Origin of the sequence: Cellulomonas humilata (assembly GCF_013359775.1) — a bacterium.
GTDB lineage: Bacteria > Actinomycetota > Actinomycetes > Actinomycetales > Cellulomonadaceae > Cellulomonas > Cellulomonas humilata.
Map to the genome: position 1 here is coordinate 17940 of NZ_JABMCI010000070.1, position 25354 is coordinate 43293.

Here is a 25354-nt window from a genome sequence, read left to right on the forward strand (position 1 = left end):
TCGACGAGGGTGCGGACCGTCTGGTCGCTGAAGCGACCGCGTCACGAACGAGACGGCTCGCTGTCGCCGGGGAGGTAGAAGCGCCGCTCCTCGGGGGTGAGCTGCCGGCCGGCACGCTCGGCGCCGAGCTCGATGAGGTCGTGGGCTGTCGCGAGGGTGAGGCGAGCGGTCCCGTCCCCGCTGCCGGTGACCACATGGCGGCTGTCGGCGGAGAGCGCGATCGCGTAGACGATGCCGTCATGGTCGATGCGGACGAGCTCCCGCCCGGTCAACGGCTCCCACAGTCGCGCGGTCCGGTCCTGGCTCGCGGTCGCGATGGTGCCCCCGTCCGGACTGAATCGCACTGCGTGTATGCGCTCTTCGTGCCGGATGCGGGTCACTTCCCGGCGTGACGCGAGATGCCACACGACGGCTTGTCGGTCCAGCCCTGGCGCCAGGTCGCCGATGAGGACGACGGCGAGCTCGCCCGTCGGATCCACGGCGAAGATGCCCGTCTCGCCTGGGTGCGGCAGCCGGGCCGCAATCTCGCCAGTCCGCGCATCGACGACGACGAGCTCGTTGCCCGCAGCGACCAGGACCTCGTGTCCCGAAGGGGTGACGGCGACGTGCCAGACGATGTTCCCGAACATCAGTCGATGACGTTCCACGCCGCTGGCAGAGTCGGTGACCACGACGACGCCGTCGTCGGACCCCGACACCAGCAGCGCCCCGTCCGCGGAGAGCGCGACGGTGCGGACCTGAGCGTCGTGGGTGACCGCGACGAGCCCGACGATCTCCGAGGCGGAGTGGTCACCCGCGTGGTCGGGCCACGTCCACGTCCACGCCTCCTGCATGCCTTCCCCGGCGACAGCGCACCGTCGCGTCGTCGCGTCGACGGCTACTGCCCACACCCGGGCCGGGACACGGAACCGGTGAAGGACTGCTCCCTCTGGGGACCACACCGTCACTGAGCCGTCCCAACAGGTCGTGAGCACTCGGGGTCGGTCGAGAGCACCGGCCACCGGGCGCAGGGCGACGACGTCGTCAAGGAAGTCGTCGTGTCGCAGCACCCCCCGCTCTCTGCCGTCCAGCCACGACACGATCACGTCGTGGCCCGTCGGGTAGGTGGCCACGTACCCGGCTTCTGCGTCGAGGGCGACATTGGTGACTGGAGCGCCACCTTGGTGAGGGATCGCGACGTCCGTACCTCTCGCCGGTAGCCACACGTGGACCGACCCGTCCCACGCCGCTGAGCACACCCGCTGACCATCGGGGAACGGACGGACGGCGCTGACGAACGCGCCATGCACTGCACGGGTCTTCTCGTGGCCGGTGTGGAGGTCGAAGCTGCGTGCGGTCCCATCGCCGCTCGCGGTCAGCAGCACGCGGTCGGTCGCGAAGGCGACGTCAGACACCGCGCCGGCGTGGCTGAACCGGTGGACCTCCTGCCAGTCGCCGAGAGACCACACGCGTGCGGTCCCATCCATGCTGCCGCTGGCAAGGAGCGTGCTGTCGGGTCCGAACGCGACGGCGAGGACCTCGCGCTGGTGCTGCAGCACCACAGGTGTCCTACTCCCATCGACCGGCCACACGAGGACAGCGCCGTCGACGCCTGCGGACGCCCCCCACCGGCCGTCGGAGCTCAGCGCGACGGCCGCAACGCCCGCGTCGCTGGCTCCGGCCTCGAGCGCGAAGACTTGACGCTCTGTGCCGTGCTGGGCAGCCGACAGCTCGCGCCGGCTGTCGATGTCCCACACGGTCGCGCGGCCATCCTCGGTCCCCACGATGAGGAGCCGCCCGTCGGCGGAGAGGGCTCCCGCCCACGCCGGTGCCTGCGCACGCACACTGACCACGAGCTGTCCGGAGACGAGGTCGTGGACCTGAGCGCCTCCGTCCCCGACGCAGGCGAGCCGGTCACCGTCGGGCGAGAAGAGTGCGGCTCGTACTCCCGGTTCTCCGCTCCAGCGAGCCCGCTCCGCGCCGTCGGGAAGGGACACGAGGCGAGTCACGCCGTCCGAGGCGACGATCGCTGCCGTGTCGTCGAAGGGGTGCAGGGCGACCGCAGATGCCCATGCGTGCTCGGCCGGCTCCTCCTGATCCAGGCCGTCGAGCGTGACCGGCGCCGCCAGAGCAACCGGCGTCCCGTCCGCCGCGGCCCAGATGGAGGCGTCGCGACCATCTCCGCAGGCCGCGACCCAACGACCGTCGCCTCCGACGGTGAGGGATCGCGCGGGCGTGTCCCCGACGGACAGGCGCTGCGCCGTCGTCGCGAGCAGCTCGAGCCCACGCCGCAGCACTGCATCGGCCTCGGCGCCCGGCTGACGGCGGAGGGACTCCACCGCCAGCAGGACACTGCGGTCGAGCAGCTGTGGCTGCCGACGGGCGACCACGTCCGCCTGGGCTGCGAGCTGCCGACTGACCGCGGACCTGTAGAGCTGCTGGAGCCGCTCAGCGTCCGCAGCCTGCTGGAGCTGCGCGGAGGTCAGGTACTCGCCCTGCAACGCCGTGGGGACCGGGTCCTTGCCGGTCGCTGCGGCGAGCCAACGCTGGCCACGCACGAGCTCGAGCCCACGCAGGAGCAGGCTCGGATCGTGATCTGCGAGCCGCCACGCCTCGGCGCGGCCCTGCAGCCAGGTGTGTTCACGCACGTGCTCGAGGTCGACGTCGAGGGCTTCCATGATCTCCGCGATGGCCGCGTCCACACCGTGGGGGGCTGTGTCGTCGATGACGATCCAGTCGAGGGCGCGAATGGCTCCCGGGAGCGACGCCGACGGCACCGGTGAGAGCACGACCGGGAGCAGACGCTTGCCGGTCGCCACAGCGTGGCTCACCTCGAGCCGACAGACACGCGACTGCGCGGAGTCGGGCGAGATGAGGAAGAGGAAGGCATCCGCCGCAGCGATGCCGTCGTACACCTCGCGGAGCCACTTCGAGGCGGGAGGAATGTCTTGCCAGTCGGCCCACACGTCGCGGCCCCGCGCGAGCAGCAGGCTGCACAGCTCGCGTGCGCGAACCGCATCGCGGCGTGAGTACGAGACGAAGACGTGGGACACGAACACCCCTTGCCCAGAGCGCTCCTCCGACGAGGCTAGCTGTGCACCCCGCGAGGTGCGCCCGGGACCGCTCTGGGGACTGCCCACCCCGCCACAACGGCAACAGGCCGGACCCTGAGGTCCGGCCTGTTACCGATGTCCTGCGACATCATCTGTGTGCGCGAGGGGGGATTTGAACCCCCACGCCCTTTCGGACACTGGCACCTGAAGCCAGCGCGTCTGCCGTTCCGCCACTCGCGCGCGCCGCAGAACACTAGCACGATCGCACCGGCCGCCCGACCCGCCCGCGGAGGCTCCGGGCTCGCCGCGCGCACATCACCCGTCATACGGCCCCGTACCGGTGGGTCACGGATACGATCAAGGCGGATTGCGGGTGCCGTACCTGCACGTAGAAGCGCACGAGGGACGGGGGAGGTGGCTGTGGGCATCCTTGACAGGTTCGAGAACGGCGTCGAGCGCGTCGTCAACAACGCCATCGCCAAGGCCTTCAAGAGCGAGCTCAAGCCGCTCGACCTCTCCAGCGCGCTGCGTCGCGAGGTGGACGACCGGGCCGCCGTGGTGGGTCGCGATCGGACGGTCGTGCCCAACGAGTTCACGATCGAGCTCGCGACTGCCGACTACGACCAGGTGGAGTCGTGGGGTGCGGAGGCGTTGGCGGACGAGTTCGCCAACAACGTCACCGACTACGCCGCGAGCCAGCGCTACGCGTTCGTGGGCCCGGTGACGGTGTCGTTCAGCGAGGACAGCGCGCTCGAGGCAGCGCGGTTCCGGGTGCACAGCGCGACGGTGCGCGGAGCGGTCGCCCCGGCGTCGGCGACGTCGGCGCCCAGCGCGCGGCACCCGCTGGTCGACATCGACGGGCAGCGCTACATCCTCACCGGCCCGGTCACGGTCATCGGCCGTGGCTCGGAGGCGGACATCATCGTCGACGACCCGGGCGTCTCCCGTCGCCACCTGGAGATCCGGGTGACCTCCGACGGCGTGGTCGCCACGGACATGGGCTCCACCAACGGACTGTTCGTCGAGGGCCACCAGGTTCCGGCCGCGACGCTGCTGGACGGCAACACGCTGACCATCGGGCGCACCCGGATCCTGTTCTGGACCGGCGGCGAGCCGGACCCGGACGAGTGACGCCGGCGCATGAGTGAACTGACGATCACCCTGCTGCGGCTGGGTTACCTGGCCTTGCTGTGGGTGCTCGTGCTCTTCGCCATCGGGGTGCTGCGCCGCGACCTGTACGGCACGCGGATCACCGACCGTCGCCGACGCAAGGCCGTCCCGGCGGTCGCCGCGGCGGTCGCGACGGAACCTGCGAGACCCGAGACCGCGCCGACGCCGATCCGCACCCCCCGGTCGACCCGGGGCGGGGCGGGGCCGAGCCGGCTCGTCGTCACCGAGGGTCCGCTGCGCGGCACGATCGTGCCGCTCGGGACGTCGGCGGTGCTCATCGGCCGGGCGCCCAGCTGCACGCTCGTCCTGGACGACGACTACTCGTCGTCGCGGCACGCACGGATCTTCCCGCAGGGTGGCCAGTGGTTCGTCGAGGACCTCGGATCGACGAACGGGACATTCGTGGCGGACCAGCGCGTCGAGGCTCCGACCCCCGTCCCGACGGGTACACCCGTGCGCGTGGGCCAGAGCGTTCTCGAGCTGCAGAGGTAACCCGGTGACCGTCGCACTCAGGTATGCGGCGCGGTCCGACGTCGGACTCGTGCGCTCCAACAACCAGGACTCGGCCTACGCCGGTCCGCACCTGCTCATGGTCGCGGACGGCATGGGGGGGCACGCCGGGGGCGACGTCGCCTCGTCGGTGGCCGTCGCCGCGTTCGCACCGCTGGACGGGGAGTCGCACGGTCCCGACGACGCCCTGGACGAGCTGGAGGCGGCGCTGGCCGACGCCCGCGACGAGATCATCGCGCGCAGCGACGCCGACCCCGACCTGTCCGGCATGGGGACGACCGTGCTGGCCATCCTGCGCGCCGGCAACAAGCTCGCGATGGTGCACCTGGGCGACTCGCGCGGCTACCTCATGCGGGACGGCGTCCTCACGCAGGTCACCACCGACCACACGTTCGTGCAGCACCTGGTGGACATCGGCCGGATCACGCCCGAGGAGGCCGAGCACCACCCGCAGCGCTCGGTCGTCATGCGCGTGCTGGGCGACTTCGACCCCGAGGTCACTCCCGACCTGTCCGTGCGCGAGGCGCGTCCCGGCGACCGCTGGCTCCTGTGCTCCGACGGCCTCTCCGGCTTCGTGAGCGCGGAGACCATCGAGGAGACGATGGCCGCGATCGAGGACGTCGACGCGTGCGCGGACCGGCTGGTCCAGCTGGCGCTGCGGGCGGGCGGCGGCGACAACATCACCGTGGTCCTGGCCGACGTCATCGAGCTGGACGCGGTCGCGGACGGGGCGGGCCCGACGACGAACGCCACCGTCGTCGGTGCCGCCGCGCTGAACCGCAACGCCCCGACGGCCGCTGCCGACGGTCCGGCAGCACGAGCGGCCGGCCTCACGCGGGCGGCGCAGGCGGAGGTCGACCCCGACGAGAAGGCGGCCGAGCCCCCGACCGCCGACGAGGACGACGAGCAGCTCCCGCCCCCGCGGCGCTGGCGCTCGGTCGTGGCGTGGGTCGTCGTGGCCGTGGTCGTCCTCGGTGCTGCCGGGATCGCGTACGGCTGGACGCAGACGCAGTACTACGTGGGAGTCGACGCGCAGGAGGTCGTAATCTTCCGCGGGCTCCCGCAGAGCCTCGGCCCCGTCCCGCTGTCCTCCGTGGTGGAGCGCACCGGCACCGACCTGGAGGACCTCGCGTCGGGCTACCTGCGCGCGCGGGTCGAGCAGACCATCCACGCCGACTCGCTGGAGGACGCGCGCCAGCTCGTCGCCATGCTCGAGGAGGACACCGCTCCCCCCAAGTCCTCGTCGCCGTCTCCGTCCCTGTCTCCGTCCGTCACCGTCTCCCCGACGGTCGCACCGTGAGCCGCGCGTGATGGCTACGGTCCAGCCGCACCGCGTGCGGGCCGGCCGCGGTGTCGAGCTCGGCCTCCTGCTGCTCGCGCTCGTCATCGGCGTCGCCGCGTACGCGCTCGTCGGCATCGGCACCACCGACAAGGTCCCGCCGGACGTCATCGGCTACGGGGTCGGCATGGCCGCCCTGGCCATCGGCATCCACCTGGTGCTCCGCTGGCGCGCGCCCTTCGCCGACCCGGTGATCCTGCCGATCACGGTGGCCCTCAACGGCATCGGGCTCGCGATGATCTACCGGATCGACTTCGCGTACACCGCCCGGGGCCGCGAGGACACGTTCGCGCAGCGCCAGCTGGTGTGGACGGCCATCTCGGTGGTGCTGGCGGCGGCCGTGATCGTGCTGCTGCGCGACCACCGGACGCTGCGGCGGTACACGTACACCGCGATGCTCGCCGGTCTCGTGCTGGTGATGCTCCCTCTGGTCCCCGGCCTGGGCGTGCTCATCAACGGCGCCCGCATCTGGGTGCGCGTCGGCGGGGTCGGCTTCCAGCCGGCGGAGTTCGCCAAGATCGCGTTCGCCATCTTCTTCGCGGGGTACCTGGTCACGCATCGGGACACCCTGGCGCTCGCCGGCCCGAAGGTGCTGGGCCTGCAGCTGCCACGACCCCGGGACCTCGGTCCGATCCTCATCGTCTGGGGCGCGTCGGTCGCGGTCCTCGTGCTCGAGCGCGACCTCGGCACCTCGCTGCTGTTCTTCGGCCTGTTCGTCGCGATGCTCTACCTGGCCACCGAACGGCTCAGCTGGGTGGTCATCGGTCTCCTGCTGTTCATCGTCGGAGCAGGCGTCGCCGCCAGCGCGTTCTCGCACGTCGGGGCGCGTTTCGACGCCTGGCTGCACGCCTTCGACCCGGCCGTGTTCGACCAGAGCCCGGGGGGTTCCGGCCAGCTGGTGCGCGGGCTGTTCGGCATGGCCAGCGGCGGGCTGTTCGGCACCGGGTGGGGTCAGGGGCGGCCGGACCTCGTGCCGTTCGCGGAGTCCGACTTCATCGTCGCGTCCCTCGGGGAGGAGCTCGGGCTGACCGGGCTGCTCGCCATCCTGCTCTGCTACGCCATCCTCGCGGAGCGCGGCATGCGCACCGCGATCGGGGTGCGCGACGGGTTCGGCAAGCTGCTCGCGGGCGGTCTGGCGTTCATCGTCGCGCTCCAGACGTTCGTCGTGGTCGGCGGCGTCACGCGGATCATCCCGCTGACCGGCCTGACCACGCCGTTCATCGCGTACGGCGGCTCGTCCCTGGTGGCCAACTGGGTGATCGTGGCCCTGCTGCTGCGGATCTCCGACGAGGCCCGGCGCCCGGCGCCGTCGATGAAGCCGTCGCTCACGCCGATCGTGGGGACTCCGGTCGTCGGCGGCAGCAACGAGGATGATCAGCCCACCGAGATCATGCGGGGGGTGCGGTGAACACCCCCCTGCGCCGCCTCGCGACGGTGGTCCTCGTCATGTTCGTGGCCCTCATGGCCAGCGCCACCTGGGTGCAGTACTTCCAGGCGGAGCGGCTCAACAACGACAGCCGGAACGTCCGCACGCTCTACCGCGAGTTCGGCAACGCCCGCGGGCCGATCGTGGTGGCCGGCGACGCGATCGCCCTGTCGACGCCGGTCGAGGACTCCTACGGCTACCAGCGGTCCTACACCGCCGGCGAGCTGTACTCGACCGTGACGGGCTTCTACTCGGTGGTGAACGGCCGCACCGAGCTGGAGCGGGCGGCCAACGACGACCTGACCGGCCGCGGCGACCGCCTGTTCTTCTCGCGGATCCGGGACCTGCTCACGGGGAGCCAGCCGGAGGGCGCCGCCGTCGAGACCACGCTCCTGCCCGCCGCGCAGCAGGCCGCCCTCGACGGTCTGGCCGGACAGCAGGGTGCGGTCGTCGCGATCGAGCCGTCCACCGGCAAGATCCTCGCGCTCGTCTCGACGCCGGGCTTCGACCCCAACGCCCTGGCCTCGCACGACATCGCGGCCGCGGGCGCCGCCTACCAGCAGCTCGCCTCGGCGGACGGCAACCCGCTGCGCAGCAACGCGACGCAGGAGCGGTACCCGCCCGGCTCGACGTTCAAACTGGTCACGGCCGCGGCGGCCCTGGAGAGCGGGCAGTACACGCCTGCGTCCACCCTCCCGGCACCGGTCCAGCTCACGCTCCCGCAGACGACGGCCACCATCGGCAACTTCGGCGGCGGCGGCTGCGGCAGCGACCCGATCACGCTGGCCGACGCGCTGCGCATCTCCTGCAACACCGCGTTCGGACAGCTGGGCATGGACGTCGGCGCAGAGGCGCTGCGCACCCAGGCCGAGCGGTTCGGGTTCAACGACCCGGACCTGACCATCCCCATGAAGGTCGTCGAGAGCGTGTTCCCCGACGAGATGAACGCGCCGATCACCGCCCAGTCCGCGATCGGGCAGCGGGACGTGCAGGCGACGCCGATCCAGATGGCGATGGTCTCCGCGGCGATCGCCAACGGCGGGCAGCTGATGACGCCGTACGTGGTGCAGACCGTGCGCTCGGCGGACCTGCACCGGGTCTCCGAGACGCAGCCGGACCTGTACTCCACCGCGATGTCCCCCGGCTCGGCCGCCGCGCTGCGGGACATGATGGTCGGCGTCGTCGACAGCGGGTCGGGTACCGCCGCGAAGATCCCGGGCGTGCAGGTGGCGGGCAAGACCGGCACCGCGCAGACGGCCGACGGGCAGGCGCCGCACGCGTGGTTCACGGCGTTCGCCCCGGCCGACGCCCCGCGCGTCGCGGTCGCGGTGATCGTCGAGCACGGCGGGAACGCCGGCAACGAGGCCACCGGCGGACGGATCGCCGCGCCCATCGCGAAGGCCGTCATCGAGGCGGTGCTGGCCTCATGAAGACAGCAGCGGGTCTCCTGCTCGGCGAGCGCTACCGGCTGGTCCGGCAGATCGCCGTCGGCGGCATGGGTGAGGTGTGGGAGGGGTACGACGACGCCCTCGCGCGCCCGGTCGCGGTCAAGGTGCTGCGCTCGGAGTTCGCCGGCGACCGCGGGTTCCTCGAGCGGTTCCGCACCGAGGCGCGCAACTCGGCGTCCTTGTCGCACCCGAACATCGCGCAGCTGTTCGACTACGGCGAGCAGGAGGGCTCCGGGTTCCTCGTCATGGAGCTCGTCGTCGGCGAGCCGCTGTCCGACCTGCTCGAGCGCGAGCCCGTGCTGCCCACCCGCCGTCTGCTGCCGATCCTGGCCCAGACGGCCCGCGCGCTGCACGCCGCGCACCTGGCCGGCGTCGTGCACCGGGACGTCAAGCCCGGCAACATCCTGCTGGGCCGCGGCGGCCGCGTGAAGATCACCGACTTCGGCGTCTCGCTGGCACGCAACCAGGTGAACATGACCGCCACCGGCATGGTGATGGGCACCGCGCAGTACCTCTCGCCGGAGCAGGCCGTCGGCAAGCCCGCGACCCCGCTGTCCGACCTGTACTCGCTGGGGATCATCGCGTACGAGGCGCTCGTCGGGCACCGGCCCTTCACCGGGCCGACGGCGGTCGACATCGCCGTGGCCCACGTGAACAACCCGGTCCCGCCGCTGCCGTCGAACGTCGACAAGCAGCTCGCGGCGCTGGTCATCCGGCTCCTGTCCAAGGAGCCGACCGCGCGTCCCGCCTCGGGTGAGGAGCTCGCGCAGCTGCTGGACAAGATGGTGCCGCGCACGCCGCCCTCGGGGATCCCCGTCCTGGTCAGCAAGTACCAGCGGACCCCGGACACGTTCGCGACCGCGGTGGCGTCGGGGGGCACCCCGTCGGAGGCACCCCCGCCGTCCTACCCGCCGCGCCGGACCCGGCGTGCCGACGAGCCCACCGGACGCGCCGCCGCCCGGCGGGCGTCGACGACCACCGGGGTGCGCCTGGGCCGGACGGGACGCCTGTCGTGGCCCCTGCTCGCACTGGTGCTGCTGCTCATCGGGCTGCTGGGCGCGGCCCTCGCGTCGCAGCTCATCAAGGCGGACGGGCCACCGGTCGACCAGACCAGGCTCGCGGCGGCGGTCGACCATTACCCTCGTGGCGACACCCTCGATGGGATGATCACGGAGAACGGGTCCGCAGCGCTCGCCGCAGGCCCGGCATCGACGGAAGCAAAGGACGCCTAGTGGTGGACGACGGATCCCGCACCCTCGCCGGACGGTACGAGGTCGGCGAGCTCATCGGCCGCGGCGGCATGGCCGAGGTGCACATCGGGCACGACACCCGGCTCGGTCGCACCGTGGCCATCAAGATCCTGCGCTCGGACCTGGCCCGCGACCCCTCGTTCCAGAACCGGTTCCGCCGCGAGGCCCAGTCCGCGGCCGCGCTGAACCACCCCGCCATCGTCTCGGTCTACGACACCGGCGAGGACGTCTTCACCGAGCCCACCGGCGTCGTCGCGCACGTGCCGTTCATCGTCATGGAGTACGTCGAGGGCCACACGGTCCGGGACATCCTGCGCGACGGCCACGCGGTGCCCATCGAGGAGGCCGTGGAGATCACCGCCGGCGTGCTGTCCGCGCTGGAGTACTCGCACCACGCCGGCATCGTGCACCGGGACATCAAGCCCGCGAACGTCATGCTCACCCCGACGGGCGCGGTCAAGGTGATGGACTTCGGCATCGCCCGCGCCATGGCCGACTCCGCCGCGACGATGACCCAGACGCAGGCCGTCATCGGCACCGCGCAGTACCTCTCCCCGGAGCAGGCGCGCGGCGAGACGGTCGACGCCCGCTCCGACCTGTACTCCACCGGCTGCCTCCTGTTCGAGCTGCTCACGGGCCGTCCCCCGTTCATCGGCGACTCACCCGTGGCCGTGGCCTACCAGCACGTGCGCGAGGCCGCCCCGGTGCCCTCGACGTTCGCGTCGGACGTCCCGGACACCCTCGACCGCATCACGCTCAAGGCCCTGGCCAAGGAGCGCGACTCCCGCTACTCCAGCGCCGCCGAGTTCCGCTCCGACCTGGAGGCCGCCGTCCGCGGCGGTGCCGTCGGTGCGCCGGCCGTCGGGGCGCTCGCCGCCACCGCACTGATCGCGACCCCCGCCACCGAGGCCACGCAGGTCATGGCCCCGCCCGTCGCCACGACGCAGGCGATGCCGCCGGCCACCTCGCCGTGGGCGTCCACCGGCGCCGCGGTCACCACGACGGGCCTGCTCGACGAGGAGGAGGAGAACAAGCGGCCGTGGCTGCTCCCCCTGCTCATCGGCATCGCCGTGCTGGCGGTCGCAGGCATCGTGGCGCTGCTGATCGCCAACTCGCTGAAGAACGACGCCCCGGAGGCGATCGTCGTCCCGTCGCTCGCCAACATGACCGAAGCGGAGGCCAAGGCGGAGATCGAGGGGCTCGACCTGCTCTTCGTCCGCGCGGAGGAGGCGTCCGACACGATCGTCGCAGGCAACGTCACCAAGACGGACCCGGTGGAGGGCACGGAGGTCAAGGCCGAGGACCCCGTCACCGTCTACATCTCCACAGGTCCCGCCAGCCTCGCCGTCCCGGACGTGTCCGGCCGGACCGAGCAGGAGGCCAGCGACATCCTCACGGACCTGGGTCTCGTCGTCGCGGCCAACCGCCAGGACGACGACAACCCCGCGTTCCCGCAGGGTCAGGTCACCAAGACCGACCCCGCCTCGGGCACGTCCGTGAGCGCCGGCTCGTCCGTCACGCTCTTCGTGTCCACCGGCAACGTGCTGGTGCCCGACGTGGCCGGTCAGACCAAGGCCGAGGCGACGCGGATCCTCAACGAGGCGAAGCTCCAGGTCAACACGTCCTCGGTCGAGTCCGCCACCCAGGCACCCGACACGGTCGTCGCGCAGGACGTCCCCGCCGGCACGCCGGTCAAGCAGGGCCGGGTCATCAACCTGCAGATCGCCACGGCGCCCACCACGGCGACCATCCCGAACGACCTGGTGGACAAGACCTACGACCAGGTGGTGGCGCAACTCCAGGCGCTCGGGCTGACCAACTTCAACCGGATCGACGACCAGTCGGACAAGCCGGTGGGCACGGTGCTGCGCACGGACCCGACGGGTGGCGACGAGGTCCCGCTGGACCAGCAGATCGACATCCACGTGTCGCGGGGTCCGGGTGGAGCGACGCAGCCGCCGGGCAACGACGGCTAAGCACCGATGACGAGAGGGACGCCCCCGGTGCGGGGGCGTCCCTCTCGTGTGTTCAGGACTCTTGTGTGCTGAAGATCAGAGGCGGACGAGCGGGTGCAGCCCCTCGGACCGCCCCACGGCCTGGTCGTCGCCGCAGATCTGGAGCCAGTTGGCCAGCAGCCGGTGGCCGCCCTCGGTGAGCACGGACTCGGGGTGGAACTGCACCCCGTGCAACGGGAGGCTCACGTGCTGCAGGCCCATGATGATGCCGTGGGCGGTGGCGGTGACCTCCAGCTCGTCGGACACCGTGTCGTTGACGACCGCGAGCGAGTGGTACCGCGTGGCGGTGAACGGGTCCGGCAGCCCGGCCAGCACCCCCTCGCCCTTGTGCTCCACCTGGCTGGTCTTGCCGTGCATGAGCTCGGGCGCGTGCGTGACGGTCCCGCCGAACACCTCACCGAGCGCCTGGTGACCGAGGCAGACGCCGAGCATCGGCAGACCGGCGTCGGCGCAGTCGCGGATCACCTGCATGCTCTGACCGGCGTCGGCCGGGGTACCCGGACCGGGCGACACGAGGACGCCGTCGAAGCCGACCCGCTCCCCGACCGGCGGCACCGCGTCGTTGCGCACGACGACGGTCTCGGCGCCCAGCTGGTTCAGGTAGCCGACGATCGTGTAGACGAACGAGTCGTAGTTGTCGATCACCAGGATCCGTGTTGGCACCGTCACTCACCCACAGTCGTCTCGTTGAACGGCATGAACGGCGCGACCGCCGGGAACACCCACAGGAAGCAGGCGGCCAGGACCGCGAGCGCAGCGGCGGTGAGGATCAGCACGCGCACCGCGGCGGGGCCGGGCAGCCGGTGCCACAACCATCCGTACATCAGCGCCCTCCGTCCCGCTCGCAGGTGACCATCATGCGCCACCGGTCAGCTCGACCGGGATCCCGTCCGAGGTCGGCGCCCAGTAGTCGAGCACCCCGTGGACGATGAACCGCTCGCGCGCGGAGAACATCGGGTGGCAGGTGGTGAGCGTGATCATCCGCTCGGTGGGCTGCGCCCCGGGGTCGCCCGGGACGGGGGCGATCACGCTCACCTGCGACGGCGCCACGATCTCCGTCGAGGTCACGCGGTAGACGTACCAGATGTTGTCGGTGGTCCGGATGACCAGCGGGTCGCCCACCTGGAGCTCTTCCACCCGGTTGAACGGCTTGGCGTAGGTGGTCCGGTGGCCGGCCACCGCGAAGTTCCCGAGACCGCCCGGCATCGCCGTGCCCTCGTAGTGCCCGGCGCCGAGCACGTCGAGCACCGTGGCGCGGTCGGTCCCCTGGCTGATGGGCCGCTCGGGCTCGCCGACCCAGCGCGGGACCTGGATCGTGGCGAACGTCGTGGCGTGCGGCGGCTCGGCCATCACGGGCGGCTCGTCGCGGCGCGGCGGCGCGATGACCGGTCCGGCGGGCGCGCCGGCGCTCGGCGTGGCCGTCGGCACCGGCTCGAAGGGGAGCTCCCGCACGATCTCGGCCTGCGCCCGGTTGCCGACGACGTCGGTCCACCACAGCTGCCACACCAGGAACGCGAACAGCAGCACGCCGAGCGTGATGAGGAGCTCGCCGATCACGCCGACGACGCCGTACACCGTGTGCCGGACGCGGCCCGCCGCCGCCCTCTTCTGCCGCTCCCGCCGGGTGTCGGGCGCCGGCTCGGTCGTGGTCCCGCTCATCGCTCGCCTCCCGTCGCCGACGGGCTGGCCGCGCGGTCCTCGGCCTCCTGCTCGGCGGCCTCGAGCCCGGGCAGGATCTCGACGCCGTCGGGGACGGCCGCGGACGTCAGCTCGGTGGCGCCCGAGTAGGCCGCGAGCGAGAGCGGCTCCTCCGCGTCGGTCACCGACCAGCCGAGCCCGACGTCGGCGGCGTCGCGCAGGTAGGACTGCACGGCGGGCGAGGCGAGGAGCGCGTGGCGCAGGTCCACCGGGTTGCCGATCGCGCGCACCACGTACGGCGGGGAGTACAGCCGCCCGTGCAGCTTGAGCACGTTCCCGACGCACTGGAACGCGCTGGTGGAGATGACGCGCTGGTCCATGAGCTCCATCGCCTCGGCACCGCCGGCCCAGAGCGCGTTCATGACGGCCAGGAGGTCCTGCTGGTGCACCACCAGGACATCGGGGCTCACGTCGTCTCGGCGCGGCGAGTCGGTGGGGGCGTCCTCGAGCTCCACGGTGACCCCCGGACCGACCACGGGCACCAGGCCACCCTCGACGACGTAGCCGGCGCTCGGACTGCCGGGCGGGCTCCCCCCGGCGGCGTTCTCGCTCGTGGTCAGGTCGTCCACGTCGGCGCGCAGCCCGTCGACCTCGGTGGCGAGCCGCGCGACCCGGTCCGTCTCCACCTGGACCAGCTCCCGCAGGTCCTGGGGGTGGCGGTCGCCGGAGGCCCGGGCGAACTTCGCGTTGGCCGCGAACAGCGCCCCCGACAGCGCCAGCACGAGCGCGACCGACAGCGTCCCGCGCGCGAGGAAGCGACGCGCGCGGTGCGGACGGTCGATCACGGACGGCTCCTCGGGCGGGATCCCCTACGACGGGACCAGTGACGGGCTGGCACTACGCTAGGTCACGATGCGACGGGTCCGTGACGACGCGGCCCCGACGCATCGACGCCCTTCGGCCACGACGTCACCCGCGTGGTCTCCCGCGGCCCGTCGGCCGCACCCGCCGCAGGACAGGAGCACCGGACGTGCCTGAGTCGAAGTCGCGCAAGAAGGCGACGTACACACCGCCGCCCGCCAAGTCGACGGGGCCCAAGGTCAACGCACCCTGGTTCCTGCCCGTGATGCTCGGGCTGATGATCGTCGGACTGGTGTGGATCGTCGTCACGTACCTGACGCAGTCCCAGTACCCGATCCCCGGCATCGACCAGTGGAACCTGGCCGTCGGGTTCGCGCTGATCATCGCCGGCTTCAGCATGACGACCCGCTGGCACTGACGCTCCCTCCCGACTGACCTCAGGCGCCGCTCGCACCCCGCGGGCGGCGCCTTCGTCAACCCTGCGCACGGTGGATCGACCACGGTGGGCGGTTTGTCCGTCCCCAGCCTCGCGATCGACGCGTCCTCCACAGGCACCGTCCCTGACCTGCGCAAACGTCTCCGCTGTCCCCAGCGGTGCACAAGTCTGTGGATAACTACACCCGTGTAGTTCACAGGGTCGGACGGACAGCGGGCGGCCCTGCGGATCAGCCGAACGCGCCGACGGACGCGTAGGCGAGCAGGGTGGCGACGAGCAGGACCGCGCAGAGCGTCACGGGTGCGGCGACGGCGACGAGCCGGCGGCGGGCGGGCGGGGCGTACGCGTAGGCCGCGGCCAGCAGACCCCCGGTGAGCAGGCCGCCGACGTGGGCCTGCCACGCGATGTTCGCCATGACGAACCCGAGCGCCAGGTTGATGCCGATCAGGACGAGGATGCCGCGGACGTCACCGCCCAGCCGCTTGCTGACCACGAGGATGGCGCCGAACAGGCCGAACACCGCACCGGACGCACCGACGCTCGACGTCGCCCAGCTGTCCGTCGCGGTGGCCAGCAGGACCGAGCCGACGGAGCCGCCGACCGCGGACACCAGGTAGAGCGTGAGGTACCGGGCGCGACCGAGGGTGTTCTCCAGGGTGGGCCCGACGAACCACAGGGCCAGCATGTTGAACGCGATGTGCACGTACTGGCCGGGGGAGTGCAGGAACGCGGCCGTGAGGAAGCGCCACGGCTCGTAGAACCCGAGGATCGGCGAGAACAGCCAGCGCGCGGTCCACGAGGGCAGGACCAGCTGCAGGACGAAGCTGGCTACGCACAGGCCGATGAGGGTGAGCGTGACGACCGGCCGGCCGTCGTGCCGCACCCCGCCGAGCGCGGTGCGGGTGGACGGCACCGCGCGGGCCGCCTCCGCGACGCAGTCGACGCAGTGCACGCCCACCGCCGCCTGCCGCTGGCACTCCGGGCAGGTGGGCCGGCCGCACCGCTGGCACCGCACGTACGACACCCGGTCGGGGTGACGAGGGCAGACCGGCGGCGCGACCGGCGCGCCCGGGTCGGGACTCGTGCTGATAGCGGTCTCAGTCCTCGACGGTGATCGAGTTGATGACGATGTCCTCGACGGGACGGTCTCCCGGCCGGACACGCGTCTTCTCGATCGCGTCGACCACGGCACGGCTCTCGTCGTCGGCGACCTTGCCGAAGATGGTGTGCTTGCCGTTGAGCCACTCGGTGGGCGCCACCGAGATGAAGAACTGCGAACCGTTGGTGCCGCCGACCTTGCCGGTGGTCGGGTCCAGTCGCTTTCCGGCGTTGGCCATGGCGAGCAGGTAGGGCTCGTTGAACGTCAGCTCGGGGTGGATCTCGTCGTCGAAGTTGTAGCCCGGGCCTCCGCGGCCGGTGCCCAGGGGGTCGCCGCCCTGGATCATGAACCCGGAGATCACCCGGTGGAACACGACCCCGTTGTACAGGGGGTCGGTGCGCTCCTCGCCGGTGGTCGGGTCCGTCCACGGGGTCGTTCCCGTCGCCAGCCCCGTGAAGTTCTGCACCGTGCGCGGCGCGTGGTTGGGGTAGAGCTCGATCCGGATGTCTCCGGCGGTCGTGTGCAGGGTCGCAAACATGCGAGAAGTCTCGCACGCGCACCCTGTGCGGCACCCGAGATCACACGGGTGCGCAGGCCACAGGCACTGCGCTGCCGCTCTCGCGGTGGCAGAGTGGGAGGGGAAGCACAGCCGACGAGCCGGGAGCCGAGAATGCCGTTCACGAAGAGCCGCCCGAAGATCGACGTCGATACCGAGAAGCTGAAGGACCAGGCAGCCGACCTGGGTGCCACGCTCGCCGACGCCGCACGCAGTGCCAAGGAGACCGCCGGGACCGCCGCGTCCAAGGCCGGCGACGCAGCCGCCCAGGCGAAGGACTGGACCACCCCGCGGGTCGAGGCGGCGATCGACTGGCTCCTGCCCCGGGTGGAGCACCTGTACAAGGAGAGCGTCAAGGCAGCAGCCCCCAAGGTGGAGAGCGCGGCCGCGAAGGCCTCGCCCGCCATCGACAGCGCGCACGACAAGCTGGTCGACGACCTGCTGCCCAAGCTCGTCGCGGCCATGAACGACGCCGCGGTGAAGGCCGGAGCCGCGGTCGAGCACGCCGCCGACAGCGCCGCGACCCGGGGCAAGGGCAGGGCCGCCGCGCTGGCAGCCGCCGCGGAGGCCGCGTCCGGCAAGAAGAAGCACACCGGTGCCAAGGTGTTCTGGCTGATCGCCGCACTCGTGGGGATCGGCGCGGGGGTCGCCGCCTGGACGCGGTCGCGGTCCAGCGTGGACCCGTGGGCCGAGCCGTGGGAGCCGACCGACACGGGTTCCGCGCACACGCGCGTGGGCGACGCCGCCGATGCCGTCGGTGAGGCCGCCGGGAGCGCCGTCGCGAAGGGCCGGGACGCCACGCGCAAGGCTGCCGAGAAGGTCACCGCCGCGACGGAGAGCCTCTCGGAGAAGGTGGCCGAGGCGAAGGACGACCTGACCGAGAAGGTCGCCGAGGCCACGGACGCCGCCAAGGAGAAGGTCGCCGGCGCGACAGAGGCGGCCAAGAAGGCCACCACGCGCCGGACCACCAAGCCCGTCGACGGCAGCGCGCCGGACCCCGTGGTCAGCCCGACGACCGACCCGGTCACCGGCACCGAGGGCGACCGACCGGTCTGACCCTCTGGCCAGGCACGACCCGCACGGCCCCCGGTCCTGATGGACCGGGGGCCGTCGTCGTCTGCCTAAACGTTTTGGGCGTTGACCCTCGTCCGCCGCTCTGAGGACGATGCGCGAGGCGCGTCGTGCCGGGGCCGCACCGAGGCGACGCCCGGGCCTCCCGCCGACCCAGCTGAGTCGACCGTCCCCAGTGCCGTGGAAGAGGACCCCATGCACCGCCCCAGAACCCGTGGTCGCGTCGCGATCGCGTGCACGACCGCCGTGACCGTCGCCGCCGGCCTGCTCGTCGCACCGCTGGCCGGTGCCGCGACCGCCGCCGACCCGGCGTACAACTACGCCGAGGCCCTGCAGAAGTCGATGTTCTTCTACGAGGCGCAGCGCGCGGGCGACCTCCCGGCCGACAACCGCGTGAGCTGGCGCGGCGACTCCGCGCTGACCGACGGCGCCGACGTGGGCAAGGACCTCACGGGTGGCTGGTACGACGCGGGCGACCACGTGAAGTTCGGGCTCCCGATGGCCTTCTCCTCGACCATGCTCGCGTGGGGCGCGATCGCCGCCCCCGCCGGCTACACCAAGGCCGGGCAGCTGGACGAGCTGAAGAGCAACCTGCGCTGGGTCAACGACTACTTCGTCAAGGCGCACACCGCGCCCAACGAGCTGTACGTGCAGGTGGGCGACGGCGAGGCGGACCACAAGTGGTGGGGCCCCGCGGAGGTCATGACGATGGCCCGACCGTCGCACAAGATCAGCGCCTCCTGCCCCGGCTCGGACGTCGCCGGCGAGACCGCGGCGTCGCTGGCGTCGGCCGCGATCGTCTTCAAGACCGACGACCCGACGTACTCCGCCACGCTCCTGGCGCACGCCAAGCAGCTCTACGCGTTCGCCGACACCTACCGGGGGAAGTACTCCGACTGCGTGGCGGCGGCGGCGGCGTACTACAAGTCGTGGTCCGGCTACCAGGACGAGCTGGTCTGGGGCGCCTACTGGCTCTACAAGGCGACCGGTGACGCGACCTACCTGGCCAAGGCGGAGGCGGAGTACCTCAAGCTGAGCGTCGAGAACCAGACGTCGACCCGGTCCTACAAGTGGACGGTCGCGTGGGACGACAAGGCCTACGCGATGTACCCGCTGCTGGCCATGGAGACCGGCAAGCAGCAGTACGTCGACGACGCCAACCGGTGGCTCGACTACTGGACGGTCGGGGTCAACGGCCAGCGGATCCCGTACTCGCCCGGCGGCCAGGCCGTCCTCGACTCGTGGGGGTCGCTGCGGTACGCCGCGAACACGTCGTTCGTCGCGCTCGTCTACTCCGACTGGCTGACCGACGCCACGCGCAAGGCCCGGTACCACGACTTCGGCGTCCGACAGATCAACTACGCGCTCGGCGACAACCCCCGCAAGTCCAGCTATGTCGTCGGGTTCGGCGCCAACCCGCCGCAGAACCCGCACCACCGCACCGCGCACGGGTCGTGGCTCGACTCGCTGACCCAGCCGGAGAAGACCCGCCACGTCCTGTACGGAGCGCTCGTCGGCGGACCCAGCGGTCCCAACGACACCTACACCGACCTGCGGTCCGACTACACGGCCAACGAGGTGGCCACCGACTACAACGCCGGCTTCTCGAGCGCTCTCGCGCGGCTGACGCAGGAGTACGGCGGCACCCCGCTGGCGTCCTTCCCCGTGGCCGAGCAGCCGGACGGGGACGAGATCTTCGTCGAGGCCATGCTCAACCAGCCCGCCGGTGGCACGTTCACCGAGGTCAAGGCCATGATCCGCAACCAGTCGGCGTTCCCCGCCCGGGCGCTGAAGAACGGCACCCTGCGGTACTGGTTCACGCTGGACTCCGGTGACTCGGCGGCGACCCTCGCGCTCTCGGCCAACTACAGCGAGTGCGGCCCGCAGACGGCGAAGCCCGTGAGCGCCGGCGGCTCGCTCTACTACGCCGAGCTCAGCTGCGTCGGGCAGAACATCTACCCGGGTGGCCAGTCGCAGCACCGCCGCGAGCTCCAGTTCCGGATCACCGGTGGTTCCACGTGGAACGCGACCAACGACGCGTCGTTCGCCGGCCTGAACACCACCGCGCTGGCCAAGACCAAGGCCATCACGCTCTACGACGGCGGCAGGCTCGTCTGGGGCACCGAGCCCACCGGCACGGTCACCGACACCACCGCACCGACCGTCCCGGGCACCCCGAGCGCGTCCGGGATCACCACGACCGGCGCGGCGCTCGGCTGGACGGCATCGACCGACGCCGGCAGCGGCGTGGCGGGCTACGACGTCTACCGGGTGCAGGGCACCACCTCGACCCTGGTCGCCTCCACCACGACCGCCTCCACGGTCCTGTCCGGTCTCACGCCGAACACCGCGTACTCGTACGCCGTGCGGGCCAAGGACGTCGCGGGCAACGTGTCCGCCGCCTCCGCGGTCGGCACGTTCACCACGGCCGACGTGCCCGTGGAGGTCCAGCCGCCGGGGAAGCCCGGCACGCCGGTCGCGTCGGCGGTCACCTCGACGGGCGCCACCCTCACCTGGACCGCGGGCACCCCCGGCACGTACGCGCTGACCGGGTACGACGTGTACCGGATCAGCGGGTCCACGTCGACGCTCGTGGGCTCGACCACCGGGACCACGTTCGCGCTCACCGGTCTGACCGCCGGAACGGCCTACACGTACGCGGTGCGGGCCAAGGACGTCGCCGGGAACGTGTCGGTCGCTTCCTCGTCCGTCACGTTCACCACCACGGCCGCGACAGACACCACCGCCCCAACCGTGCCCGGCACGCCGGTCGCCTCGGCGATCACCCAGACCGGCGCCACCCTCGCGTGGGCGGCGTCGACCGACACCGGGGGCAGCGGTCTGGCCGGGTACGACGTGCTGAGAGTCACGGGGTCGACGTCGACCGTCGTCGGCTCGTCCACCGGGACCACGTACACGGTGACCGGTCTGACGGCCGCCACCGCGTACACCTACGCGGTGCGGGCCAAGGACGGCGCCGGCAACCTGTCGGCGGCGAGCCCGTCGGTGGCGTTCACGACGCTCCCGACGTCGACCGGCAGCAGCTGCGCGGTGAAGTACTCCGCCAACAGCTGGAACGTCGGCTTCACCGGGAGCGTGAAGGTGACGAACACGTCGACCAGCCCGCTGACCTGGACCCTCGGGTTCGCCTTCCCCTCGGGTCAGCAGGTGACGCAGGGGTGGAGCGCGACGTGGACCCAGACCGGATCCGCGGTGACGGCGACCGGGCTGGGGTGGAACGCCACCCTGGCGCCCGGGGCCAGCACCGACATCGGGTTCAACGGGTCGCACACCGGCACCAACACGGCCCCGACCGCCTTCACGGTGAACGGGGTGGCCTGCACGGTCTCCTGACCTGGGACGACCTGTGGCACGACGAAGGGCGCTCACCTCGCTGACCGGGGCGGGCGCCCTTCGGCGTCGCTCGCGAGCGTCAGTCCGCGCTGTGCACCGGTCGGACGTGCTCGCCCATCTCGGCCAGCTGCGCCTTCATCTCGCCGACCGTCAGCGTGTGCTCGACCCGCGGCGAGTAGAGCATCGAGCTGGTGATCGCCCCCGTGGCACCGATCCGGAACGCGTCCGCCACGTGGCTGACCAGCCCGGCACCGCCGGACGCGATCACGGGCAGGCTCACCGCCTCCGTGATCCGCGCCGTGATGTCCAGGTCGTACCCGGAGCCCGTGCCGTCACGGTCGATGCTGTTCACCACGATCTCGCCGGCGCCCAGGTCCTGACCGCGCTTGGCCCACTCGACCGCGTCCATGCCCGTGTAGGTCCGAGCGCCGTCGATCGCGATCTCGTAGCCGCTGGGGATCGTCGCCGTCGGCTCCACGCGCTTGACCTGCATGCTCAGCACGATGCACTGCCGGCCGAACTCGACCGAGCCCTGCGTGATGATCTGCGGGTTGCGCACCGCCATCGAGTCGATGCTGATCTTCTCCGCGCCGGCCCGCAGCACCTCGTGCATGTCCTCGAGGTGCCGGATCCCGCCGCCGACCGTCAGCGGCACGAACGTGCGGTGCGCCGCCCTGCGGACCATGGCGAGGTCGATCTGGCGCTTCTGGGCGCTGGCCATGATGTCGTAGATGACGATCTCGTCGACGTCCTCGTGGTACAGCCGGTCGGCCAGCTCCGCCGGGTCCCCCACGTCGATGTTGTCCTGGAACTGCTGGGCCTTGGTGACGCGGCCGTCCTTCACGTCGAAGCAGGCGATCAGCCGGTTAGCGAGCATCGAGATCCTTCACGTCTAGATCGCAGAATGCCTTGAGCACCTGGAGGCCGGCGCGCGCGCTCTTCTCGGTGTGGAACTGCGTCGCCATGATGTTCTTGTAGGCCACCGAGGCGGCGAACTCCTGGCCGTACGTGGTGACGCCCACCAGGGTGGAGTCGTCCGTCGGGACGGCGTAGAAAGAATTCACGAAGTAATAGAACCCACCCGGCGTGAATGCGCGCGAGAACGGGTGGTCGCCGCGGACGTCGACGTTGTTCCAGCCCATGTGCGGGACGCGGACCTGGGACTTGTCGAACTCGTGCACCGAGCCCTTGAGCCAGCCGAGGCACTCGACGTCACCCTCGTCCGAGTGCTCGAACAGCACCTGGAGGCCGACGCACACGCCGAGAAACCCCTGACCATCGGCCAGAACCTTCTCGGACAGGTGCTCGATCCAGCCCTCCTGCGCCAGCGACTCCATGGTCACCCCGGCGGCGCCGACGCCGGGCAGGATGTACGTGTCGACCTCGTCGCACTCGCCGGGCTTGGCCACCAGCGCGTGCGGGACATCGAGGTGCTCGAGCGCATAAGAAATGCTCTGCGAATTACCGGTGCGGTAGTCGATGATCCCGATCACTTGCCCAATCCTACACCGGACACGTGTCTCATATGTCGGACGTCAGTCGAGGAACAGGGCCTTCAGCCGCACGGTCGTGAACGCCAGCCCGAGCCCGATCATGACCACGAAGTACGCCACGTGCGTGAGCATCGATCCGTCCACCACGCCGAGCGTCAGCCCGCGCACCAGCTCCACCGCGTGCCACAGCGGGAGCGCCTTGATGACCCCCTGGATCCAGCCCGGGTAGACGGTAATGGGGTAGAACGTGGCCGAGAACAGGAACATCGGCAGCATGACGAAGTTGATCCAGTCCATCTGCTGGAAGGTCTTCATGTAGCTGGTCACGGCCATGCCGACGCTGGCGAACCCGAACGCCACGAGCAGCACGGCGGGCAGTGCGAGCGCCGCCGACCAGGCGAGGTTCAGGCCCATGACCTGCATGACCGTCAGGAACCCGAAGGCGTAGACCCCACCGCGCAGGAGCGCGTAGGTGATCTCGCCGAACGCCACGTCGAGCGGCCCGAGCGACGTGGCCAGCATCGCGTCGTACAGCTTGCCGAAGTGCATCTTGAAGAACACGTTCCACGTCGAGTCGTACACGGCCCCGTTCATCGCGGACACGGCGAGCAGGGCGGGCGCGATGAACGCCGCGTACGGCACCGAGGTCCCGTCGGGCAGCTCGACGTCGCCGATGAACGAGCCCAGGCCCAGACCCATGGCGAGCAGGAAGAAGACCGGCTCGAAGAAGCCGGAGAGCACGATGATCCCGCTGGAGCTCCTCGTCGCCTTGAGGCCGCGCGCGACGACGGACCGCGCGTTGCGGGCGTAAAGCGAGCCGATCGTGCTGCGCGCGGGCTCTGTGGTGGTGGTCGTCGTCGTCATCCTGCGCGGAGCCTCCTCACGAAGATGCGTCGGGCCATCAGCCACCCGACGACCGCGAGCACCACGAGCACCGCCAGGTGCCAGCCGACCGGCCACGCACCCGGGGGGGAGCCGTAGGACAGCGACCGCCCGATCTCGCTCGCGTGCCACAGCGGCGACACCCAGCCGATCCACTGGAGCCAGACCGGCAGGGTGGTCAGCGGGAAGAACGTGCCGGAGAACAGGAACAGGGGCGTGAAGACGAACCGCTGCACCAGCGCGAACTGCCCCTTGTCCTCCTTGAGGCTCGCCGAGAAGGCCATCACCGGCAGACCGAACGCCAGGCCCGCCAGCACGCCGACCAGGGGCATCAGGGCACCGGTGAGCGGGTCGCCCACCGCGCCGAACGCCAGGATCAGCAGGTAGTAGATGGTCGTGGTGAACAGCATCCGCACGACGACCGACAGGACGAGGCCGGCCGCGATCTGCGGGGGCGCCACAGGCGAGGCGTTCATGCCCCAGAAGATCCGCCGCCACTTGAAGCCGGCCATGATCACGAAGGTGAACTCGTCCATGGCCACGGTGACCGCGGCTGTCGCCAGCAGGGCGGGCGCGACGAACCACACGTAGTCGACGAGCCCGTCGGCGCCGGACGCGATCGGCTGGTCGAGGAACGCGGCGAGGCCCAGGCCGATGCCCAGCAGGTACAGCAGCGGGTTGCCGACGCTGCCCACCACGATCGTCCAGCCGTACGCCTTCATGCCACGCAGCTGGTGCTCGGCCACGTACCAGGCGCCGAAGCGACGGGGCCGGACCGCGGCCGCGACCGCCGCCTCGGTGATCGTCGTCGTCATTCGATCAGGCTCCGCCCCGTGAGCCGCAGGAACACGTCCTCCAGGCTCGAGCGTCGCACGAGCGAGGTGGTCGGGTGCAGGCCCAGGTCCGTGACCCGCTCGAGCACCGCCTCACCGTCGTCGGCGTACAGCAGCACGCGGTCCGGGAGCACCTCGATCCGCTCCACCAGGCCCGCCATCCGCACGGCGGCGTCCGCGTTGCGGTCGGACCCGAACCGCAGCTCGACCACCTCACGCGTGGAGTACTGCCGGATCAGGGACGACGGGCTGCCCTCGGCCATGATCTTGCCCTTGTCCACCACCACCAGCCGGTCGCAGAGCTGCTCGGCCTCGTCCATGTAGTGCGTGGTGAGCACCAGGGTGGTGCCGCGCTCCTTGAGCCGGAACAGCCGGTCCCAGAGCACGTGCCGGGCCTGCGGGTCCAGGCCGGTGGTCGGCTCGTCGAGCATGAGGATGCGCGGCTCGTTGATGAGCGCGCGGGCGATGGTCAGCCGGCGCTTCATGCCGCCCGACAGGTCGTCGACCTTGGCGTTCCGCTTCTCCTCCAGCTGCGCGAAGCCCAGCAGCTCGTCGGCCCGCGTCGCGCACACCGACCGCGGGATCCCGAAGTAGCGGCCGTACACGATCAGGTTGTCGCGCACCCGCAGCTCGGTGTCGAGGTTGTCCTCCTGCGGCACGACGCCCAGCAGCGACCGGATCTCCGGCCCGTGCGTGTTCGGGTCCAGCCCGAGCACCGACAGCTCGCCGGCCGTGCGGGACGAGACCGCGCCGACCATGCGCATGGTGGTGGACTTGCCGGCGCCGTTGGGCCCGAGCAGGCCGAACGACTCGCCGGGCGGCACCTCGAAGTCGATGCCGTCGACGGCGGTGAAGTCGCCGAAGCGCTTGGTCAGGCCGTGGGCGGCGATCACGGGAGCGGTCACAGCGGACCAACCTAGACGAGCGGACCCACACGCACC

The 25354-nt window shown here is 71.3% G+C and carries 22 protein-coding genes and 1 tRNA gene; 10 read left to right on the forward strand and 13 right to left on the reverse strand.

Features of this window, described 5'->3' with window-relative positions; genetic code table 11:
- Positions 1-41 precede the first annotated feature (41 nt).
- Both HP550_RS17145 and HP550_RS17150 read right to left on the reverse strand, forming a co-directional pair.
- On the reverse strand, positions 42-3032 hold the full coding sequence (locus HP550_RS17145; RefSeq protein WP_175348904.1) for a TIR domain-containing protein: 2991 nt from the start codon (positions 3030-3032) through the stop codon (positions 42-44).
- A gap of 157 nt (positions 3033-3189) precedes the next feature.
- A tRNA-Leu gene (locus tag HP550_RS17150) sits at positions 3190-3272 on the reverse strand.
- Positions 3273-3452: 180 nt separating this feature from the next.
- Here HP550_RS17150 and HP550_RS17155 point away from each other — a divergent pair.
- The 7 genes from HP550_RS17155 to pknB are packed head-to-tail and all read left to right on the forward strand — an operon-like array spanning position 3453 to position 12151.
- Complete coding sequence (locus tag HP550_RS17155; protein WP_175348905.1) at positions 3453-4163, forward strand: FhaA domain-containing protein; 711 nt, start codon at positions 3453-3455, stop codon at positions 4161-4163.
- 9 nt (positions 4164-4172) lie between these two features.
- Entirely contained in the window at positions 4173-4694 is a 522-nt protein-coding gene (locus HP550_RS17160; protein ID WP_175348906.1) for an FHA domain-containing protein FhaB/FipA, read from the forward strand.
- Between the two features lie 4 nt (positions 4695-4698).
- Complete coding sequence (locus tag HP550_RS17165) at positions 4699-6012, forward strand: Stp1/IreP family PP2C-type Ser/Thr phosphatase (RefSeq protein ID WP_175348907.1); 1314 nt, start codon at positions 4699-4701, stop codon at positions 6010-6012.
- Between the two features lie 10 nt (positions 6013-6022).
- Positions 6023-7459, forward strand: a complete 1437-nt coding sequence (locus HP550_RS17170; RefSeq protein ID WP_175348908.1) for an FtsW/RodA/SpoVE family cell cycle protein — start codon at positions 6023-6025, stop codon at positions 7457-7459.
- Entirely contained in the window at positions 7456-8907 is a 1452-nt protein-coding gene (locus tag HP550_RS17175) for a penicillin-binding transpeptidase domain-containing protein (protein ID WP_175348909.1), read from the forward strand. The genes HP550_RS17170 and HP550_RS17175 overlap by 4 nt, the downstream gene beginning before the upstream one ends.
- A complete protein-coding gene (locus tag HP550_RS17180; RefSeq protein WP_175348910.1) occupies positions 8904-10157 on the forward strand; it encodes a serine/threonine-protein kinase in 1254 nt (417 codons plus the stop codon). The genes HP550_RS17175 and HP550_RS17180 overlap by 4 nt, the downstream gene beginning before the upstream one ends.
- Positions 10157-12151, forward strand: coding sequence for a Stk1 family PASTA domain-containing Ser/Thr kinase (gene pknB, locus HP550_RS17185; RefSeq protein WP_175348911.1), 1995 nt, complete (start codon positions 10157-10159; stop codon positions 12149-12151). The genes HP550_RS17180 and pknB overlap by 1 nt, the downstream gene beginning before the upstream one ends.
- A 75-nt stretch (positions 12152-12226) precedes the next feature.
- Here the strand turns inward: pknB and HP550_RS17190 are convergent, their stop codons facing one another.
- From HP550_RS17190 to HP550_RS17205, 4 genes are read right to left on the reverse strand one after another with little or no spacing between them, the layout of a single operon-like run.
- Positions 12227-12853 (reverse strand): aminodeoxychorismate/anthranilate synthase component II, encoded by a 627-nt coding sequence (locus tag HP550_RS17190; RefSeq protein WP_175349446.1) that lies wholly within the window; start codon positions 12851-12853, stop codon positions 12227-12229.
- Between the two features lie 2 nt (positions 12854-12855).
- Complete coding sequence (locus tag HP550_RS17195) at positions 12856-13014, reverse strand: hypothetical protein (protein WP_175348912.1); 159 nt, start codon at positions 13012-13014, stop codon at positions 12856-12858.
- 31 nt (positions 13015-13045) lie between these two features.
- A complete protein-coding gene (locus HP550_RS17200) occupies positions 13046-13849 on the reverse strand; it encodes a class E sortase (protein WP_175348913.1) in 804 nt (267 codons plus the stop codon).
- The gene (locus HP550_RS17205; protein ID WP_175348914.1) at positions 13846-14673 is read right to left on the reverse strand and encodes a DUF881 domain-containing protein; all 828 of its coding nucleotides are present in this window, start codon (positions 14671-14673) and stop codon (positions 13846-13848) included. Before HP550_RS17205 ends, HP550_RS17200 begins: the two co-directional genes overlap by 4 nt.
- Before the next feature lie 185 nt (positions 14674-14858).
- On the opposite strand from HP550_RS17205, the gene HP550_RS17210 reads away from it, so the two are divergent.
- Positions 14859-15107, forward strand: a complete 249-nt coding sequence (locus HP550_RS17210) for a cell division protein CrgA (protein ID WP_175348915.1) — start codon at positions 14859-14861, stop codon at positions 15105-15107.
- A 247-nt stretch (positions 15108-15354) separates the two neighbouring features.
- On the opposite strand, the gene HP550_RS17215 is transcribed toward HP550_RS17210, so the two are convergent.
- Together HP550_RS17215 and HP550_RS17220 are read right to left on the reverse strand one after the other, a co-directional pair.
- Complete coding sequence (locus tag HP550_RS17215) at positions 15355-16149, reverse strand: rhomboid family intramembrane serine protease (RefSeq protein WP_343048238.1); 795 nt, start codon at positions 16147-16149, stop codon at positions 15355-15357.
- Positions 16150-16222: 73 nt separating this feature from the next.
- Positions 16223-16762 (reverse strand): peptidylprolyl isomerase, encoded by a 540-nt coding sequence (locus HP550_RS17220; protein WP_175348916.1) that lies wholly within the window; start codon positions 16760-16762, stop codon positions 16223-16225.
- 132 nt (positions 16763-16894) lie between these two features.
- On the opposite strand from HP550_RS17220, the gene HP550_RS17225 reads away from it, so the two are divergent.
- Both HP550_RS17225 and HP550_RS17230 read left to right on the forward strand, forming a co-directional pair.
- The gene (locus HP550_RS17225; RefSeq protein WP_175348917.1) at positions 16895-17836 is read left to right on the forward strand and encodes a hypothetical protein; all 942 of its coding nucleotides are present in this window, start codon (positions 16895-16897) and stop codon (positions 17834-17836) included.
- 210 nt (positions 17837-18046) lie between these two features.
- Entirely contained in the window at positions 18047-21205 is a 3159-nt protein-coding gene (locus HP550_RS17230) for a glycoside hydrolase family 9 protein (protein WP_175348918.1), read from the forward strand.
- Between the two features lie 79 nt (positions 21206-21284).
- Here HP550_RS17230 and hisF read toward each other — a convergent pair whose 3' ends face one another.
- From hisF to HP550_RS17255, 5 genes are read right to left on the reverse strand one after another with little or no spacing between them, the layout of a single operon-like run.
- Positions 21285-22082, reverse strand: coding sequence for an imidazole glycerol phosphate synthase subunit HisF (gene hisF, locus HP550_RS17235; RefSeq protein WP_175348919.1), 798 nt, complete (start codon positions 22080-22082; stop codon positions 21285-21287).
- Complete coding sequence (gene hisH / locus HP550_RS17240; protein WP_175348920.1) at positions 22072-22698, reverse strand: imidazole glycerol phosphate synthase subunit HisH; 627 nt, start codon at positions 22696-22698, stop codon at positions 22072-22074. Before hisH ends, hisF begins: the two co-directional genes overlap by 11 nt.
- A 42-nt stretch (positions 22699-22740) precedes the next feature.
- The gene (locus tag HP550_RS17245) at positions 22741-23562 is read right to left on the reverse strand and encodes an ABC transporter permease (RefSeq protein ID WP_175348921.1); all 822 of its coding nucleotides are present in this window, start codon (positions 23560-23562) and stop codon (positions 22741-22743) included.
- Entirely contained in the window at positions 23559-24395 is an 837-nt protein-coding gene (locus HP550_RS17250) for an ABC transporter permease (protein WP_175348922.1), read from the reverse strand. The genes HP550_RS17245 and HP550_RS17250 overlap by 4 nt, the downstream gene beginning before the upstream one ends.
- Positions 24392-25318 (reverse strand): ABC transporter ATP-binding protein, encoded by a 927-nt coding sequence (locus HP550_RS17255; RefSeq protein ID WP_343048239.1) that lies wholly within the window; start codon positions 25316-25318, stop codon positions 24392-24394. Before HP550_RS17255 ends, HP550_RS17250 begins: the two co-directional genes overlap by 4 nt.
- Positions 25319-25354: the final 36 nt, after the last annotated feature.